Origin of the sequence: Kribbella sp. NBC_01484 (genome assembly GCF_036227145.1) — a bacterium.
GTDB lineage: Bacteria > Actinomycetota > Actinomycetes > Propionibacteriales > Kribbellaceae > Kribbella.
The window spans coordinates 439,747-456,474 of the sequence record NZ_CP109437.1 but is presented as its reverse complement, the minus strand read 5'-3'; the positions used below and the strand labels follow the sequence as shown (position 1 = coordinate 456,474).

At 68.9% G+C, this 16,728-nt stretch carries 17 protein-coding genes; 11 read left to right on the top strand and 6 right to left on the bottom strand.

Annotated elements, in window-relative coordinates; all coding sequences use genetic code 11:
• Positions 1-22: 22 nt before the first annotated feature.
• From OG555_RS02135 to egtD, 8 genes are all read left to right on the top strand, one after another.
• On the top strand, positions 23-1,072 hold the full coding sequence (locus tag OG555_RS02135; protein WP_329480652.1) for a FecCD family ABC transporter permease: 1,050 nt from the start codon (positions 23-25) through the stop codon (positions 1,070-1,072).
• Entirely contained in the window at positions 1,069-2,097 is a 1,029-nt protein-coding gene (locus tag OG555_RS02130; protein ID WP_329480651.1) for a FecCD family ABC transporter permease, read from the top strand. Before OG555_RS02135 ends, OG555_RS02130 begins: the two co-directional genes overlap by 4 nt.
• 3 nt (positions 2,098-2,100) lie before the next feature.
• Positions 2,101-2,874 (top strand): ABC transporter ATP-binding protein, encoded by a 774-nt coding sequence (locus OG555_RS02125; RefSeq protein ID WP_329480649.1) that lies wholly within the window; start codon positions 2,101-2,103, stop codon positions 2,872-2,874.
• The gene (locus tag OG555_RS02120) at positions 2,871-3,530 is read left to right on the top strand and encodes a (2Fe-2S)-binding protein (RefSeq protein ID WP_329480647.1); all 660 of its coding nucleotides are present in this window, start codon (positions 2,871-2,873) and stop codon (positions 3,528-3,530) included. Before OG555_RS02125 ends, OG555_RS02120 begins: the two co-directional genes overlap by 4 nt.
• A 165-nt stretch (positions 3,531-3,695) precedes the next feature.
• Positions 3,696-4,922, top strand: coding sequence for a glutamate-cysteine ligase family protein (locus tag OG555_RS02115; RefSeq protein WP_329480645.1), 1,227 nt, complete (start codon positions 3,696-3,698; stop codon positions 4,920-4,922).
• Positions 4,919-6,256 (top strand): ergothioneine biosynthesis protein EgtB, encoded by a 1,338-nt coding sequence (gene egtB, locus OG555_RS02110; protein ID WP_329480643.1) that lies wholly within the window; start codon positions 4,919-4,921, stop codon positions 6,254-6,256. Before OG555_RS02115 ends, egtB begins: the two co-directional genes overlap by 4 nt.
• The gene (gene egtC, locus OG555_RS02105) at positions 6,256-7,017 is read left to right on the top strand and encodes an ergothioneine biosynthesis protein EgtC (RefSeq protein WP_329480641.1); all 762 of its coding nucleotides are present in this window, start codon (positions 6,256-6,258) and stop codon (positions 7,015-7,017) included. Before egtB ends, egtC begins: the two co-directional genes overlap by 1 nt.
• A complete protein-coding gene (gene egtD, locus OG555_RS02100; RefSeq protein WP_329480639.1) occupies positions 7,014-7,979 on the top strand; it encodes an L-histidine N(alpha)-methyltransferase in 966 nt (321 codons plus the stop codon). The genes egtC and egtD overlap by 4 nt, the downstream gene beginning before the upstream one ends.
• Before the next feature lie 2 nt (positions 7,980-7,981).
• Here the strand turns inward: egtD and OG555_RS02095 are convergent, their stop codons facing one another.
• Genes OG555_RS02095 through OG555_RS02085 form a run of 3 tightly spaced genes read right to left on the bottom strand, consistent with a single transcriptional unit; the run spans position 7,982 to position 11,167 of the window.
• Complete coding sequence (locus tag OG555_RS02095; protein WP_329480638.1) at positions 7,982-9,283, bottom strand: ABC transporter substrate-binding protein; 1,302 nt, start codon at positions 9,281-9,283, stop codon at positions 7,982-7,984.
• A 14-nt stretch (positions 9,284-9,297) separates the two neighbouring features.
• A complete protein-coding gene (locus OG555_RS02090) occupies positions 9,298-10,224 on the bottom strand; it encodes a carbohydrate ABC transporter permease (protein ID WP_329480636.1) in 927 nt (308 codons plus the stop codon).
• Positions 10,205-11,167, bottom strand: a complete 963-nt coding sequence (locus OG555_RS02085) for a carbohydrate ABC transporter permease (protein WP_329480634.1) — start codon at positions 11,165-11,167, stop codon at positions 10,205-10,207. Before OG555_RS02085 ends, OG555_RS02090 begins: the two co-directional genes overlap by 20 nt.
• Before the next feature lie 110 nt (positions 11,168-11,277).
• Here OG555_RS02085 and OG555_RS02080 point away from each other — a divergent pair, with 110 nt between their 5' ends.
• The gene (locus OG555_RS02080) at positions 11,278-12,327 is read left to right on the top strand and encodes a LacI family DNA-binding transcriptional regulator (protein ID WP_329480632.1); all 1,050 of its coding nucleotides are present in this window, start codon (positions 11,278-11,280) and stop codon (positions 12,325-12,327) included.
• 29 nt (positions 12,328-12,356) lie between these two features.
• Positions 12,357-13,085, top strand: coding sequence for an alpha/beta fold hydrolase (locus OG555_RS02075; RefSeq protein ID WP_329480630.1), 729 nt, complete (start codon positions 12,357-12,359; stop codon positions 13,083-13,085).
• 43 nt (positions 13,086-13,128) lie between these two features.
• On the opposite strand, the gene OG555_RS02070 is transcribed toward OG555_RS02075, so the two are convergent.
• Positions 13,129-13,818 (bottom strand): CHAP domain-containing protein, encoded by a 690-nt coding sequence (locus OG555_RS02070; RefSeq protein WP_329480628.1) that lies wholly within the window; start codon positions 13,816-13,818, stop codon positions 13,129-13,131.
• Positions 13,819-13,925: 107 nt separating this feature from the next.
• On the opposite strand from OG555_RS02070, the gene OG555_RS02065 reads away from it, so the two are divergent.
• Positions 13,926-14,609, top strand: coding sequence for an NBR1-Ig-like domain-containing protein (locus OG555_RS02065; RefSeq protein ID WP_329480626.1), 684 nt, complete (start codon positions 13,926-13,928; stop codon positions 14,607-14,609).
• A gap of 283 nt (positions 14,610-14,892) precedes the next feature.
• On the opposite strand, the gene OG555_RS02060 is transcribed toward OG555_RS02065, so the two are convergent.
• Together OG555_RS02060 and OG555_RS02055 are read right to left on the bottom strand one after the other, a co-directional pair.
• The gene (locus OG555_RS02060; protein WP_329480624.1) at positions 14,893-15,813 is read right to left on the bottom strand and encodes a type IV toxin-antitoxin system AbiEi family antitoxin domain-containing protein; all 921 of its coding nucleotides are present in this window, start codon (positions 15,811-15,813) and stop codon (positions 14,893-14,895) included.
• Between the two features lie 370 nt (positions 15,814-16,183).
• Positions 16,184-16,693 (bottom strand): GbsR/MarR family transcriptional regulator, encoded by a 510-nt coding sequence (locus OG555_RS02055; RefSeq protein WP_329480622.1) that lies wholly within the window; start codon positions 16,691-16,693, stop codon positions 16,184-16,186.
• Positions 16,694-16,728: the final 35 nt, after the last annotated feature.

Here is a 16,728-nt window from a genome sequence, read left to right as displayed (position 1 = left end):
AAGGTAAGGCAACCCTAACCGCATGTCCGTGTCGTCCGCACGCCCCGCCGCGCCGCCGTCCCCAGTTCGTCCCAGTGCGACTGCGTCCGTACGGCGTACTGCCGCGCTGCTCGCTCTCGTCGTGATCCTGGTGCTGGCGTTCGCGGCCGGCCTCGCGCTTGGCTCCCGCTGGTTGGGACCGGGTGCGTTGTGGCATGCCCTCACCGCGAACGACGGCTCCGATGCCGACGTGATCGTCCGCAGCCTGCGGTTCCCGCGCACGGTCGTGGCCGTGCTGATCGGTGCCTGCCTGGGCATCGCCGGGGCGTTGATGCAGGGCCACACGCGCAACGCCTTGGCCGAGCCGGGCATCTTCGGCGTGAGCTCGGGCGCCGCGTTCGCCGTCGTACTCGGTCTGCAGTTCGGCGTTGCCGACTCGGTCGGAGCAACGGTGTGGTTCGCGCTGATCGGGGCACTCATCGCCACGTTCGGGGTGCAGCGGTTGGCGTCGCGGGGGAGTGGCGCGACGCCGGTCGGGCTCGCGCTGACGGGTGCCGCGGTGGCCGCGATGCTCGGTGCGCTGACGTCCGCGATCGTGCTGCTCGACGCGGACACGCTGGACAGTTATCGCTTCTGGGCGGTCGGTTCCGTGGCCGGGCGCGGGCTGGATGTCGCCGGTCAGGTGCTGCCGTTCGCTGTCGTCGGACTACTGCTGGCCGCGGTCAACGCCCGGGACCTGGATTTGCTTGCCTTGGGCGACGATGTGGCCGCCGGCCTGGGCCTGTCGATCCGCCGGGCCCGGCTGGTCGGGCTGGGTGCGATCGGCCTGCTCACCGCCGCCGGAGTCGCAGCCTGCGGACCGATCGGCTTCCTCGGGTTGCTCGCCGGCCACGTCGCCCGCCAGATCTTCGGCGCCCGCAACACCTGGCTGATCCCGTCGGCCGGACTGATCGGCGCGACCGCCCTGGTCCTCGCGGATCTCGTCGGGCGGCTGGTCGGTGGTGCGGGCGAGGTCCAGGCCGGCGTCGTCCTCGGCATCGTCGGCGCGCCCTTGTTCGTGCTCGTCGTACGACGCCGGGCGGTGGTCCTGTGAAGTCGCGGACCGTTGCCCTGAGCATTCTCTTCGCGGCCCTGGCGGTCGTGATCGCCCTGATCTCCTTGAGCGTCGGTACGACGAAACTCCCGATCGCCGATGTGGTCGAGGTGCTGCTCGGCGGCGGCCGCCGCGGTACGCGTCTGGTCGTCCTCGAGTTGCGACTGCCCCGGGTCGCCACCGGACTGCTCGTCGGCATCGCGTTCGGCGTCTCCGGCGCACTCCTGCAGACCTTGTCCCGCAACCCTCTCGCCAGCCCCGACATCGTCGGCGTGAACTCCGGCGCGTCCGCCGGTGCCGTCGCGGTGATCGTGCTGGCCGGCACCGGCGGCGGGAACATCTCCGGCGCCGCCGCGAAGGTCGGCATCCCGCTGGCCGCCGTCCTAGGCGGACTGATTGCGACGCTGATCGTCGGCGCGTTGTCGGTACGGCGTGGCGTGGTCGACGCCGGTCGGGTCGTCCTGATCGGGGTCGGGGTCGCGGCCGCGGCGAACTCGCTGGTCGCCTGGATGCTGGTGATCGGCGACGTCAACGACGCGGGCCGGGCGGCCGCCTGGCTGGCCGGTTCGCTCAACGCCCGCGCCTGGAGCGACGCGATCCCGGTGCTGATCGCTGTCGTGTTCTTGTTGCCGGTGGCAATGATGTTCAACCGGGACCTGTCCGCGCTGGTGCTGGGTGACGATGTCGCGTCCTCGCTCGGCGTCCGGGTGGCCCGGATCCGGCTCGGATTGCTGGTCATCGCGACCGTGCTGGCCGCGATGGCGACCGCGGGCGCCGGGCCGATCGCGTTCGTCGCACTCGTCGCGCCGCAGATCGCCCAGCGGCTGACCCGGATGGAGCGACCACCCCTGCTCACGACCGCGATGCTCGGTGCGCTGTTCGTCGTACTGGCCGATCTGCTGGCGCGAAACGGTTTGCAATGGTTGCGGGTCGGGCCGTACGAGTTGCCCGTCGGCGTGGTCACGGCGGCCTGCGGAGCGCCGTACCTGCTTCATCTGATCGGCCGTCAGCAGAAGGGACGCTGAACCGTGCACGTGGAGGACCTGACCCTCGCGTACGGCGCTGATGCGCCGGTCGTGTCCGGATTGACACTGGAGGTGCCGACCGGTCAGCTGACTGCTGTGGTCGGACCGAATGGGTCCGGCAAGTCGACCCTGCTGCGTGGGATGAGCAGACTGCTGATTCCGCAGAGCGGTCAGGTGCTGCTGGACGGCAAGGACATTCACAAGCTGCCGGCGCGTGAACTGGCCCGGCAGCTCGGTGTGCTGCCGCAAGGTCCGGTCACACCGGAGGGGATCACTGCAGCCGAGTTGGTATCGCGGGGGCGCCATCCCCACCGCGGACTCTTCGGGCGGCTGACCGCCGAGGACGACGAAGCTATCGACGAGGCCCTCGAGGCTGTCGAGCTGACCGAACTGCGGGACCGGCCGGTCGACCAGTTGTCCGGTGGTCAGCGGCAGCGAGTGTGGATCGCCATGGTGCTGGCCCAGGGCACGCAACACCTGCTGCTGGACGAGCCCACGACGTACCTGGACCTGGCGCATGCCGTCGACGTGATGAACGTGGTCCACGCCGCCGCGACCTCGGGCCGGACCGTGGTCGCGGTGCTGCACGACCTCACCCTCGCCGCGCAGTACGCCGATCACCTGGTGGTGATGGGGAGCGGCCGGCTCGCAGCCGAGGGCCGTCCGGTCGACGTACTGACCGAGGACCTGCTCCACGACGTTTTCGGGTTGCGAGCCACCGTGGTCGAGGTCGGGGGAGCGCCCGTCGTCGTACCGGATCGTAGGCTGGCTGGGTGACCCACTCCGTCAGCGGACTCGCGGACATCCTCGCGGATTCGGTGCCCTGGATGTCCGTGCGTACGGCGGACTCCGTGCCCGGACCGGAGTGGGTGTCGTGTGCGGAGCTGGTCGCGGAGCAGTTGGCCGGAGGTGATCCGACGTACGGCTGGCGCCAAGCCGCAGCGGATGACTATGCGCGGGACTACGCCATAGATCCGCCTGAGCAGGTCGCCGCGATGTTCACGCTGATGTGGTACGTCCAGGTGCCCGCACTGGTGGCGGGAGTGACGGCCGCGGCGACTGGTGTCTCACCCGAGGTGTCGCCGTCCGCTCTGGCGTTCAGGCGACACCCGACCGCGCACTACCCGACCGAGGTCGCATTGCTGTCGACAGAGGTCGTGCCACTCGCCGCAGCCGCAGAGCAACTCAAAGCACACACCACGACCTTCCTGGAGTCGTACGAGCCCGGTGTGAAGCTTGGCTCGCGGCAGCGCTTCGGTGCCGTCGACGACGAGGTGCGGGCCGCGATCCGGTTGCCGGACGACGCGCCGTACGCCGAGCAGGCCGCCAAGGCGTTCGGGGTGTCGCTGGAGCAGAAGCTGCGGACCTCCTGCTGCTACTTCTACGTGCTGCCGAAGGTGAACGCCTGCACCACCTGCCCGCGCTTCCGCTGAATTTCGCTGAGAGCGAAACGACCCCCGCCCGTCCGGATCCGGCCGGAAAACTGTCGGTGCTACCGGGAAGCATCGCGGACATGAATCGTCAACTGTCCCAGGTGTCACCGGCGGGTAATCCCACGTCGGTTGTCCGGCCCCGGGTCCGGGGTTAGGTTCGCTGACGTGACCTCGTCCGGTGGTTCTCCGGCGACGACTCCGATCGGCTCCCGGGCCGAGGCGGAGGGTTATGTCGCGATGGTCTGTTTCAAGCACGGTCCTCCTCGGCTGTACGGCGTCGAACTCGAGTGGACCGTGCATCACGCGGAAGATCCGCACCGGCCGCTCGACGCCGGCCACTTGCGCAAGGCCCTGGGCGTGCACGCGCCCCCGACCCTGGTCAGAGGCAGCCCGCAACTGCCGCTCGGCCGGGGCGCCCTGGTCACCGTGGAGCCCGGTGGTCAGGTAGAGATCTCCGGCCCCGCGTCGGACTCGATCCCGCAGCTGATCGATGACACCGCCGCCGACGCGGCCGAGCTCACCTCTCTCCTTCTCGATGCGGACCTCGTTCCGGGCGACCACGGCCTGGACCCCTTCCGCACACCTCGCCGCATCCTCACCGTCCCGCGCTACGCCGCGATGGAACACGCCTTCCAGCGCCTCGGCCCGCACGGCCCGCGGATGATGTGCAGCACGGCCGGTCTCCAGGTCTGCCTGGACGCCGGCGAAACGGACCAGACCGCACAGCGCTGGCGCGCGCTGCACGATCTCGGTCCCGCGCTGGTCGCCCTGTTCGCGAACTCCCGCCGCCGGGCCGGCGCGGACACCGGCTGGGCCTCCGCCCGGACCGAGGCGACCTTCGGCACCTGCGCACCATTCACCGAGCCGCCACCACTCGATGGCGATCCCGCCGCCGCCTGGGCGCGGACGGCGATGGAGGCGCCGGTGCTGTGCTTCCGCCGGGGCGACAGCTGGGACGCGCCGGACGGACTGACCTTCGGCGCCTGGGCGGACGGACAGCTGCCCGGCGACAGGCCGACGTACGACGATCTGGACTATCACCTGTCCACGCTGTTCCCGCCGGTTCGCCCGCGCGGGTATCTCGAGGTGCGCTACCTCGACGCGCAGTCCGGCGACGGGTGGATCGCCCCGACCCTGCTGCTCACCGCGCTGATGTCCGACCCGGCCGTGATCGACCGCGTGCTGGCCGCGGCCGAGCCCGCCGCGGGTCGCTGGTTCCCCGCGGCCCGGGAGGGGCTGGAGGACAAGTTGGTCCTGCAGGCCGCCCGCGACGTGGTCGACCTGGGCACCGAGGTGCTGACCCGCACCGGCGCGGACCACGAACTCACCGATGCGGTCGCAACCCGGCTGCATCGCATCGTCGACGACACCCAAGGAAGGCGAGCCTCATGAATCACCAACTGTCCGAGCTCTCCCCGGAGGGCTTGCGCGCGTTCGTCGCCGAGCAGCTCGAGCGGTCCCGGGCCCGGACGGTGCAGCTGACCGACGCGGTCGACACCGACGACCTGGTCAAGCAGCACTCCAAACTGATGTCGCCGCTGGTCTGGGACTACGCCCACGTCGGCAACCAGGAGGAGCTCTGGCTGGTCCGCGACGTCGGCGGCCGTGAGCCGCTCCGCCAGGACATCGACGAGCTGTACGACGCGTTCATGCATCCGCGGGCGGATCGGCCGGCGCTGCCGCTGCTCGGTCCGGCGGAGACGCGGTCCTATGTGACCGAGGTCCGGGACAAGGTCATGGACGTCCTGGACCACGTGAAGTTCGACGGCGGCCGCGAGCTGGTGGACAACGCCTTCGCGTTCGGGATGATCACCCAGCACGAGCAGCAACACGACGAGACGATGCTCGCGACGCACCAGCTGCGTGTCGGTGCGCCGGTGCTCGATGCGCCGCCGCCTCCTCCCGGTCGCAAGCTGGCTGCCGCCGAGGTGCTGGTGCCCGGTGGCGTCTTCGAGATGGGTACGTCGATCGAGCCGTGGGCTCTGGACAACGAGCGACCGGCGCACGCTGTCCGGGTGGCGCCGTACGTGATCGACACGGCGCCGGTGAGCAATGGGGACTATCTGCGGTTCGTGGTCGCCGGTGGCTACGAGGATCTGCAGTGGTGGTCCGAGGCCGGGTGGGCGCACGTGCGGAAGGCGTCGCTGGTCGCGCCGCGGTTCTGGGAGCTCGCCGACGGTGAGTGGTGGCGGCTGCGGTTCGGCCATCGAGAGCGGTTGCCGTTGGACCAGCCGGTGATGCATGTGTGCTTCTACGAGGCCGAGGCGTACGCGAAGTGGGCCGGGAAGCGGCTGCCGACCGAGGAGGAGTGGGAGTTCGCGGCGCGGTTCGACCCGTCGAGCGGCCGGACTCGGCGCTTTCCGTGGGGTGACGACAGCCCAGGCCCGCAGCACGCGAACCTGGGCCAACGGCATCTCGCGCCGGCGCCGATCGGGGCGTACCCGGCCGGTGCGTCGCCGCTGGGAGTCGAGCAGCTGATCGGCGATGTCTGGGAGTGGACGTCGAGCGACTTCACGCCGTACCCAGGGTTCCGCGCGTGGCCGTACGACGAGTACTCGCTGGTGTTCTTCGGGCCTGACTACAAGATCCTCCGCGGCGGCTCGTTCGGCACCGACGAGGTCGTTGCTCGAGGCACCTTCCGGAACTGGGACTACCCGATCCGCCGGCAGATCTTCGCCGGCTTCCGCTGCGCCCGCGACCCCCGGCCCGAGGAGCTGAACGCCTGATGTGCCGTCACCTCGCCTATCTGGGCCCGCCGGTCACGCTGGCCTCGCTGGTCCTGGAGCCGTCGCACTCACTGTTCGAACAAAGCTGGTCGCCGCAGGACATGCGCGGCGGCGGTTCCGTCAACGCCGACGGCTTCGGCCTCGGCTGGTATCCCGAGGGCGATGCCACCGTGTCCGGCGGCCCGGTCCGGTACCGGCGGCAGGTGCCGATCTGGACCGACGAGAACCTCCCCGGCCTGGCCGGCTCGATCCGGTCCGGTGCCGTCGTCGCCGCCCTCCGGAACGGGACCGTCGGGATGCCGTACGGCCAGGCGGCGGTCGCGCCGTTCATGGCCGGGGACTGGTTGTTCAGTCACAACGGACTGATTCCCGGCTGGCCGGAGTCGACGCTGAAGCTGGCCGAGCGACTCCCGGTCGCCGAGCTGCTCCGGCTCGACGCGCCGGTGGACTCGGCGCTGCTGTGGGCGCTCATCGCCAACCAACTGTTCGGCGGGATCCCGCCGGCCGATGCGGTGGCGGCCGTCGTACCGGAGGTGGAGGCGGTGGCGCCGGGATCGCGGCTGAACATCCTGCTCACCGACGGCGAGCAGTTGGTCGCGACCACCTGGACCCATTCGCTGAAAGTACGCCGGACCGCCGACTCGGTGACCGTCAGCTCGGAGCCGTTCGGTGCCGGCGACTGGGACGACATACCGGACCGCTCGCTGCTCGTGGCCACCGCCACAACGCTGCACATCACCCCGCTGGAAGGACAAGAGTGACCCTCATCGACGTACATCTGACTCCGGACTATGCGGCCCGCGCGTTGCGGGACGACGTCCGGGCGGGGCTTACCGCCGACCCGAAGTGGCTGCCGCCGAAGTGGTTCTACGACGCCCGCGGGAGTGAGCTCTTCGAGGAGATCACGCGGCTGCCGGAGTACTACCCGACCCGCGCCGAGCGCGAGATCCTGCAGGCCCGGTCCGGCGAGATCGCCGCCATCACCAAGGCGCACACGCTGGTCGAGCTCGGCTCCGGATCGTCGGAGAAGACCCGGCTGCTGCTCGACGGGTTGCGGGACCGCGGCACGCTGACGACGTTCGTACCGCTGGACGTCTCGGAGTCCGCGCTGCGGGAGGCGGCTGATGCGATCAACGCCGACTACCCGGCGCTCGACGTCCACGGCGTCGTCGGCGACTTCACCGCCCACCTCGACAAGCTCCCCGGCGACCCGCCGCGCATCGTCGCCTTCCTCGGCGGCACCATCGGCAACCTGCTCCCGGCCGAGCGCGAGACCTTCTACACCTCGATCCGCGAAGTCCTCGAACCAGGGGAGTGGCTCCTCCTGGGCACCGACCTGGTGAAGGACCCAGCCACTCTCGTCGCCGCGTACGACGACAGCGCAGCCGTCACCGCCGAGTTCAACAAGAACGTCCTGCGAGTGATCAACCGTCAACTCGGCGCGGACTTCGACGTCGACGCCTTCAGCCATGTGGCGATCTGGGATCCCGAGAACGAGTGGATCGAGATGCGGCTGCGCGCCGACCGCGCCGTCAGGGTTCTCATCCCCGAGGTGCACCTCGAGATCGAGTTCGCCGAAGGCGAAGAGCTCCACACCGAGATCTCCGCCAAGTTCCACCGCCACGGCGTGGAGGCAGAACTGGACAAAGCGGGCTTCACATCGGCCGCGTGGTGGACCGACTCCGAAGCCCGCTTCGCCCTGTCGCTCTGGCAAGCCGTCTGACGTCAGCCGGCTGACTTGATCAGGCCGTTGATCTTGTCGATATAGGCAGGCAGGTCGGTGATCGGCTTCTTACCGCTCAGGATGGGCTGGTAGTTGGCCGTCGTCAGGTCACCGACCTGCTGGGCCCACTGCGTGGTGAACCGCACGCCGACCGTCTTCTCCGCGCCCAGGTCCGCCTTGACCGTGTCCACCACCGTCGCCTGCTGTGCCTTCGTCAACGCGTCGAAGTAGCTCGCCTGCGCCGGGGTGTACGCGGGCGGCGCGACCGGCGAGGCCGGCAGGACGGCGTTCCACACGTTCGTGTTCAGGTACTCCAGCACCTTGAACGTGGCGTCCTGATCCTTCGTGTACTGCGGGGTGCAGATGCCGACCGAGTCGTACAGAGTCGTCGGGGTGTCGACCTGCGGGAACGGAGCGAATCCGTACTTCACCTTCGGCTTGTCGGTCTGGAACCCGGCGGCCAGCCACTGCCCGCCGAACATCATCGGCACCTTGCCCGCGGCGAACAGCGACTGCACGTTCGCGACGTCGTACCCGGGCGGCGAGACCGAGCCGCTCTTGATCGCGTCGGCCAGCTTCTGCACACCCTCGGTGTACTTGGCGTCGGCCTCGGCCTTGGTCGGATGGTTCACGTTGTCGGTGAACGGCGCGCCCCCGGCCGAGACGGAGTACAGGCCCATCGTGAACGGGCCGTCGGCGGAGGTGAGGTTGTCGGCGACCAGGCCGTACTTCGCGCCGTTCTTGTTCGCCAGCTTCGCGGCCGCGGCGTACATCTCGTCCCAGGTCCAGCCGGCCTTCGGGACCGCCAGGCCGGCAGCGGTGAACGCGTCCTCGTTGTACCAGACGCCGTACGTGTTCATCAGCGACGGCAGGCCGCCCATCTGGCCGTCGGCGGTCTTCCAGTTCTCCATTGCGGAACCGACGAACTTGTCGGCCTTGAAGTCTCCGTCGCCGTCCTTGATCTTGCTGCTCCAGTCGACCAGCAGCCCCTGCGAGGTGTACTGCTGCTCGGTGTCGTTGCCGCACCAGAACAGATCCGGCAGCTTCTTCGCCTGGGTCAGCGACGCGAGCTTGTCGCCGAAGTTGCCGGCCGGTGTGTCGAGCAGTTGGACGGTGATGTTGTCGTCCTTGAAGTCGGCCAGTGCCTTCTTGATCGCGGCATTGGTCTGGGCCGACTCCCAGGTCATCACGGTCACGGTGACCGGGCCACTGCTCGAGCCGCCGCCGGAGTCCGAGCCGCTGCAGGCCGTTGCCGCCAGCAACCCGGCGCAAGCCAACGATGTGATGATGAAGGTGCGTTTCACTTCGAACTTCCCCTCTATTTCTGGGTCGTGCTGCCGAGCGCGCCGAGACCCTGGATGAAGTAGCGCTGCGCGGCGAAGAAGACGATCAGCGGCGGCAGCATGTAGAGCAGGTTCGTGGCCATGTAGAAGCTCCAGTCCGGCGTCTTCCCGGCGAACGGCGAGATGAATGACGCCATCCCCACCGACAACGGCCACTTGCCGGACGAGTACAGGTAGACCAGCGGGTTGAGGTAGTCGTTCCAGGACGCCTGGAAGGCCAGGATCGCCATCGTCAACCAGGCCGGCCGGGTCAGCGGCAGCATCACCTGGGTGAAGATCCGGAAGTGCCCGGCGCCGTCGATCTTGGCCGCCTCGTCGATCGAGTACGGGATGGCCAGGAAGTACTGCCGGGCCAGGAAGATGAAGAGCGGGTTCCCGCCCAGGAACGCCGGCACGATCAGCGGCAGCCAGGTGTCGTACCAGCCGATGCTCTTGTACAGCTGGAACAGCGGGATCAGTCCGACCACACCGGGCAGCAGCATGCTCCCGACGAACAGGTAGAACCACACCTTCCGGCCCGGGAATCGCAACCGGGCCAACGCGTAGCCGGCCATCATCGCGGTCATCACTCCGCCGAGCACGCTGAGCGCGGTGATGATGACCGAGTTCAGCAGCAGCCGTGGGAAGTGGATCGCCTTCGGCCCGTTGACGAAGTTGCTCCAGGTCCACTCGTGCGGCAGGAGCTTCGGCGGGATGTCGAACACGGCGGTCCGGCTCTTCAGGCCGATCGTGATCATCCACAGCAGCGGGACGATCATCACCGCGCAGACGAACAACGCGACCACGTACCAGGACGTCGTACCGACGAGGCGGGGCTTCTTCTTCGCCGGCGGCGCGATCGGGCTGGGAGCGGGCTGTTCGACGTCGGTCAGGACAGCGGTTTCAGTCGGGAGTGTTGTCACTGTACGTCCAGAGCGAGGAGAACTTCGCGGTCAGGGCGATCACGGCGATGATGATCACGAACAGCACCCACACCTGCGCCGACGCGTAGCCCAGTTGGGGAATCTGGCCCAGGTTCGGGAAGCCGTTCTTGTAGATCGACAGCATCAGTACGTTGGTGCTGAATCCCGGCCCGCCGTTGGTCAGGATCTTCGGCTGGTTGAACGTCTGCAGCGCCGCTGTGGTCTGCAGGATCACCTGCAGCAGCATGATCGGGCTGATCATCGGCAACGTGATCCGGAAGAACACCGACCACGGCCCGGCGCCGTCCACCCGGGCCGCCTCGTACAACTCGTTCGGCACCGACTGCAACGCGGCCAGGAAGATGATCATCGTGCTGCCGACGCCCCACAGCATCACCAGTACTACCGAGGGCATCGACATCGCCGGGCTCTGCAACCACAGGCTGGTCGGCAGTCCCAACCGATCCAGGACCGTGTTCAGCAACCCGACCTGCGGATCGAGGATGAACTTCCACAACGTGATCGTCGCGACCGCCGGGAGTACGACGGGCAGATACGCCAGCGTCCGTACGACGCGAACGCCGGCGAACCGCTGGTTGCAGAACAGCGCCAGCGCCAGCCCGATGACCAGCGACAGCGGCACGTAGAGGAGCACGAGATACCCGGTCGCGCGCAGCGCCGGCCAGAACGCGGGGTCGACCGTGAACAACCGGCGAAAGTTGCCCAGGCCAATGAACACGGGGTCGACCAGACCGTTGTACTTGGTCAGCGCGAGGTAGAACGAACGGATCAGCGGGTACGCGACGAAGACAACGAACCCGATGATCGCCGGGGCGATGAACAGGTACGCCGCCTTCACGTCGGAACCGGCGTTCCGGCTCATCCCGCCGCTGGGCCGGCCGGGCCGCCGGACGCCGCTTCTGAGGGGAGAGACCCTGCTCATTCTTCCCTCGCTGCGCTCGAGGAAGAACTCATCCTGCCTCCTGGACGGTAACGTTTCCAACGTCTTACTGTTGGGTGACGATGCCGTGTCGTGAAAAGGAAGTCAACCCCGTGTCCGAAACGTTTCCAAACAGACCAGAGGCCGCCCGGCCGACGATGATCGACGTCGCCCGGCGGGCCGGCGTCGGGCTCGGCACGGTGTCCCGGGTGGTCAACGGCGGGCACGGTGTCCGGGACGAGACCGCGCAGCGGGTCCGGACCGCGATCGAGCAGCTCGGGTTCCAGCGCAACGAGGTGGCTCGCGCACTCCGGCCGGGCAAGAAGTCGTCGAGCCTCGCGCTGGTGCTGGGCGACCTGACCAACCCGTTCTACGCGACGATCGCGAAGGCCTCGCTCGAGGTCGCCGGGCAGTCGGGGTTCGCCGTCGTCCTGGGCAGTGTGGACGAGGATCCGGAGGGCGAGAAGCGGGCCATCCAGGAACTGGTCAGCCGGCAGGTCGCCGGGCTGATGATCGTGCCGGACCAGGGGGATCACTCGTTCCTGGTGGGCGCCGGCGTACCGGTGGTGTTCGTGGACCGGCCCGCCACCGGGATCGACGCCGACATCGTGATGGTCGACAACGAGGGCGGCGGCCGGCTGGCCGCCGAACACCTGCTGGGGCAGGGCCACGAGCGGATCGCGATCCTGCTGGCGCCGTCGTACTACACGACCGGGCGACGGCTGCGCGGCTTCCGGCGAGCGCATCGGGCGGCCGGGATCGACGTCGACGAGTCGCTGGTCGTCCAGCTGCCCGAAGGCAACGCCGAAGCCGCCGCCAAGGCGACCCGCGAGGTGATGCTGCGGCCCGATCCGCCGACCGCGATCTTTGCCTCGACCAACTTCCTCACCGAGGGTGTGTTGCGGGCTCTGCGCCAGCTCGGCCGGGAGCCCGCGGTGGTGGGTTTCGACGACTTCCGGCTGGCCGACATGTTGCCGACTCCGGTCACGGTTGTTGCCTCCGACATCGCCGAGCTCGGCCGCAGCGCGGCGCGGCTGCTGCTGGACCGGGCGTCGGGTGCGGACACTCGACCACCGCAGCGGATCGTGTTGCCCTGCGCCCTGATCCAGCGCGGCTCCGGCGAGCGCGCACCGGATTCTGCTCCGAAGAGAAATCCTCAGTGAGCCGTGCACGCGGTGGCTAGGGTCGAGACATGTACTACGAGTCCTTCGGCGAGGGACGGCCGATCATCTTCCTGCCCGGCTGGGGTGGCGACAACGGCGAAGGCCGCGACATCCACGAGCCCGTGTTCGAACGGCGTCCCGGGTGGCGGCGGATCTACGTCGACCCGCCGGGCACCGGCAAGTCTCCGGCTGACCCGTCGATCACGGACCAGGACGGCATGCTCGCGGCGATCCTCACGCTGATCGACGAACTGGTCGGCGACGAGCGCTTCGCGCTGGCGGGTACGTCGGCCGGCGCCCTGCACGGCCGCGGCATCGTCAGGCGCGACCCGTCCCGCGTCCTCGGTCTCCTGCTGCGCGTGCCCGGCATCGTGGTCGACCGCACCAAACGCACGCTACCCACCGACGAGTATCTGGTCCGGACTCCCGAATGGGACGACAAGGATCGCCGGTACTACGACGCCGTCGACTCCATCGCCGATCTCGACTTCCTCGGCCGGATCCAGGCCGACGTCAGCACCTATGGGCTGAGCGAGGACCCGGCGACCCGGTTCGAGGGCCCGACGTTGATCGTCACCGGTCGCCAGGACACCATCACCGGATACGCCGATGCCTGGTCGATCCTCGACGACTACCCGCGCGCGACGTACGCCGTCCTCGATCAGCAGGACCACGGGCTTCCGGTCCGGCGACTCACGGCGTACCGGGCGCTGGTGGACGACTGGCTGGATCGCGTGGAGGAGCACCTGGACGCGTGAGGGGCGGAACGCGCGTCCAGGTGCTCTCCAGTGAGGGGACTGGTCAGAAGTTCGGCCAGGCCCAGCCGAGGTAGCTGGAGAAGTAGGGGAGTTTTGCCAGGCCGATCTTGCCGTTGACGCTGGTGGCCCAGAAGTAGCCGTCGCCGCGGGCCACTCCGACGTGACCGTACGGTGCGGCGAGATCCCAGAACACCAGGGCGCCCTTCGGCGGGTTCAGGTCGCCCTTGTGCGCGACCCCGCGGGCGACGGCGTCGTTCCAGTCGATCTTGGCCGAGCCCCAGATCAGGTCCTTGTTGTACGAGTTCTCGGCGGCCTTCTCGCAGTACCCCTGGTACGCCGTCGACCCGTTGCGGGCGGCGTACCAGTTGATGGCGCGATCAGCGCGCGGGTTGCTGGCGCACAGCGGCGCGACCAGGCCGGAGCTGCCGGTGTTGACGTAGGCGTCGGAGATGAAGCCCTTGCCGGGAACGTGGTCCCAGACCAGGCTGCGGCCGAACTTGCCGGTGACCGGCTCGCCGTAGGTCTGGCAGTCGATCTCGACGGAGCCGTTGGGTTGGGTGCCGACCGCGCCGAAGTCGGTGGCGTTGCCGGATCGGATGGTCACGCCGAGGCCGCTGTCGGTGACCACCGTGCCGGTGGCGGCGTTCGCGGGCAGGGTGCTCAGGGCAGCGGCCCCACCGAGTAGGGCGGTGGCGGCTACTCGGGCGGTGATGCGCATTAGGGCGGTACGCATGGTGTTTGTCCTTTTCGCTCAAGCAGTGGCGAAGTGGCACTGACTTACAGAGAATCAGAGGGTTACGGTGTTGTCGCAGTGGGCAACGATCGACCGGGGAGTGCGTCGTGAGGCCAGCGCAGGCTCGCTTTGTGATCGGCTGCCGGATGCGCGAGCTCCGGGAAGCGGCCGGCGTGCCGCTCAGCCGCGCGGCCGCGGAGTCCGGCTGGGACAAGGGCCACCTGTCCCGGGTCGAGCGCGGCCACACCAAGCCCAGCCGCGAGCTGATCGAGTGGTACGACGCCTCGTTCGGAGCCGGCCAGGCCTTGGTCAACCAATTGATCGAGCTGGATGCCGCCGTCCGCGCCGGCCGGGACATGTCCCAACGCGACCTCCGCCGCCACGTGCAGCCAGTACTCCTCGGCGGCTCCGTGCCGATCGACCACCACCCGGAGGACCGCGCCGAACTGGTGGGGGAGTCCGTGCCCGACGGCACGCGTGTCTGCCGGGATCAGTCATTCGACAAGACCTGGGAGGTTCGCAACAGCGGCGAACGCCCCTGGCACAACCGCTGGCTGACCCGCCAAGGCGCCGCCGGCGCCCCCGGCTGGCTACGGTCACCCTTACGCGAACGCCTGCCCGACGCCGAGCCGGGTCACATCGTGACGGTCGCGATGACCCTGCAGGCCCCATCCCAGATCGGCGCCTCGACCGCCTACTTCAAAATCACCGACGAAGCCGGCCGCCTTTACTACCCAGGCCTGGAGTCCCCACCCATGTACTGCACCATCTTCACCGTCTACGAGCTCTAGGCCCGCCCCACCCCCTCGCCGCCCCCCAGCCCCGTGCCGCGCCCCAGCCCCGTCGCCGCGCCCCAGCCCCGTGCCGCGCGTCAGCCCCGTGCCGCGCGTCAGCCCCGTGCCGCGCCTCAGCCCCGCGCCGCGCGTCAGCCCCGTGCCCCGCCCCACCCCTGGCCGCCCGCCGGCCAGAAGGTGGGGGTGTGGACAGGATCTGGTGGGGTTGGACAAGGAATAACTTGTTCACGGCCACCGCCCAGTGGTGCAGGCCCCCAGACCTGGACAGCAGCGCAATGCCTCACGCTGCTGCCCGAATCCGGTCCGCGGTGGCTCGCGGCTGATCGAGGTCGGCCCAGCTCGCGCGCACAACCCGGTACCCGCAGGCACGGAGCCGATCTTCGCGCCACTTCTCCGCCAACACGGCATCCGCGGCCTCGCCGTACTTCAGTGCGCCATCGAACTCGACGACCACCCGACCGAACAACAGGAAGTCGACCCGACCGACCAGCCGACCATCCGCATCGCGAATCTCGACCTGCAGCGTCGGCACCGGCAACCCGTGGTTCGCCATCAGCACCCGCAGCCGCGACTCGCCGACCGACTCACTCAACCCGTCGGCGAATCGTGCCGCTGCCAGTGCCGCTGGTGATCCGGTCCAGAACCTGTGGCGATCCGCCGTAGCCAGCAGTGCCTCCGCCGTGACAAGTCCCTGATGCAGAGCCGCGTCCGCGAGTACGACTCCTACCGCGTACGACGAGCCGCAGGCCGTCTCGGTGACCGCACGGGCAGGTGTGACGACCCGCAGGCCGTCGACCACTGTGATTTCGCCGGGGTCGAACCGGGAGCGGTGGACGTCCGCGACGGCGTCGGACCGGGCTCGGCCGGACGGTTTGGTCAGGTGGACCTTGCTCAGATCGAGACCCCAGGTCGGCAGCCCGTGCAGCACGGCAGCGGATTGATGGCTGACGACCACGCCGGCGCCCATCCGATCTACGACTGCTCGAGTCCTCAGCAGGTGCAGGCGTCTCGCCCGCTCCCATGAAGGTTCCTCGCTGGGCCACATCCCCGGTTCGACGTACACATCGCGGGACAGGCGCGACCACTGTCCGGCGCGCAGCCGTCGGCGGAGCTCGCTGTCGCTGTAGCCGGATTCGATCGCGTCTGCTCGGCTGAACCAGCCGCGCCGGGCAGTGGTCAGCACACTCAATTTCGGGTTCATACCGGCAACATGCCGTTGATCCGGTCCCCGGACGTGCCCCGATTTGCTACCTGTGGACAACCACGACCCGGGGCCTTGGACCCCAACCGGGGGGCTTGAACAAGCAATAACCTGTTCAAGCCCCCGACGCCGTGGTCAAGCCCCCGACAACCTGTTCAAGCCCCCGACGCCGTGGTCAAGCCCCCGACAACCTGTTCAAGCCCCCGACGCCGTGTTCAAGCCCCCGACGCCCGGGTCAACCTCCGTCGCCGTGGTCAAGCCCCCGACGCCCTGGTCAAGCCCCGACGCCCTGGTCAAGCCCCGACGCCCTGCTCAAGCCCCGACGCCCTGTTCAAGCCCCCGACGCCCTGTTCAAGCCCCCGACGCTTGGTCAGAGGCCGGAGTCCAGTTCCGCGTCGATTTCGGCGTCCAGTTCGGCTTTGCGTTTGATCCAGCGTTCGCTGAGGCCTTTGACCTCTTCGCCGATGAAGTCGATGAAGCCGAGGGATACGCGGATGCGGCGGTGGGCGGCGGTGCCTTCGCCGGAGGCGTCGAGGACCTTGCGCAGCGAGTCGGCCCAGCGGACCAGGGCCTGGTCCTCGCTCATCATCGTCTGGTACCAGGCGTCGTCCTGGACGACGTACACATCGCGACGGGTGCCGGGCTCGCGCTCGCGGGTGGCCAGGCGCAGCTGGAGCAGGTAGTTGACCGCACCGGAGACCGCGGCCGGACTCGCCTGCAGCTGGTCGGACAGGTCGGCGGCGGTCATCCGTCCGTCCACACTCGACAAGATGGCGGCGAACACCCGGCCGGCCATCCGCGGCCAGCCGGTCTCGGCCAGCAGGTTGCCGAACTGTTCGGTGTACCGCCTCACGGCGTCGTCGTCTCGCTGTGCACTCACCGCCCCATCATCCCCTCTAGGTCACTCGGAAACCT